Origin of the sequence: Streptomyces himastatinicus ATCC 53653 (genome assembly GCF_000158915.1) — a bacterium.
GTDB lineage: Bacteria > Actinomycetota > Actinomycetes > Streptomycetales > Streptomycetaceae > Streptomyces > Streptomyces himastatinicus.
Map to the genome: position 1 here is coordinate 10,735,832 of NZ_GG657754.1, position 1,024 is coordinate 10,736,855.

The 1,024-nt window shown below is 77.8% G+C and carries 1 pseudogene; it reads left to right on the top strand.

From position 1 onward, the window contains the following. Positions 1-40: 40 nt before the first annotated feature. Positions 41-1,024, top strand: a pseudogene (locus SSOG_RS54560) (hypothetical protein); the annotation flags it as partial.

The following is a 1,024-nucleotide window of genomic DNA, read 5'->3' on the forward strand; positions in this document are numbered from 1 at the left end:
CCGTCAGCCCGCCCCCGCCTGGTAGTCCGGGGTCGAGCAGGTGCCCGAGCGCACCGACAGCGGCTGTGTCATCGAACAGATCCCGGCGGGGCTGCTGGCCCGCTCCCCGCACGCGACCGCCCCCGAGCGCGGGGACCTGTGCTATTCGGTGCCCGTCGACCCCCGGGGTCCCACCGTGCTGGTCGGCGTCCCGGAGGGCGGGGACGTCTCGGCTTCCGACGTCGGCGAGGTGCTGTCGGCCCTGCCGCAGGCGCTGTGGTCCAGGATCCGGCTCGCCCCCGGCAGCCCCCGCGACATTCTGCGCACGGGGCAGTTGGCCGCCGAAATGCTCGACACCGAGATCGTCGTCTATACGGGCCTGCCGCTGCTCGCCCCGAGCGCCCCCGCGGAGCGCGGTGTGGCCCGCTCCGTACTCGTCGGCGCCGACGGCAACCCGCGGTGGCGGCCCTTCGTGGACGCCGTGGTGTGCGCCCCCTCGAAGGAGGGCGAACCCGCCCCGAGCCCGCGCCTGCTGCGCTGGAGCCCGCCGCTGCCGGGCCCCGGCAACATCGAGCACGGCGTCGTCCGGCTCTCCGACCGCTGGCAGGCCACGGCGACCCGGGCGGGCCTGTGGATCACCGAACGCGACGGCCGGGCGCCCTCCGCCTCGACCCGTGCGGTGGACGCCGAGGGCCCGGCCATCGAGGTCGGCCGCCCCGGCGAAGAGCTGGACCCGTCGCTCTGGCCCGAACTCACCCGGCTGTTGGCGAGGCTGGGGGCCGATGTGCGCAGCCGGGCACGGCTGTACGTACACGGCACGGCCACGGACGGCGGCCGCGAGCTGCGCGCGATCGCGGCGCGGCACGGCGTGCGAACCCTCCGCTTCACCCTCCGCCCGGCCCCGGCCCCCGCCTCCCGCCCGACATCGCGCACCGCCCCACCCGCCGTCGCCCACCCCACAACGGGCGCCCGCCCGGCCGCCGGTGCTCCCTCTCTCCCCGGCCCCCGCCCGGCCGCCGAGCCCGGCTCGACCACCGCGGGCTCC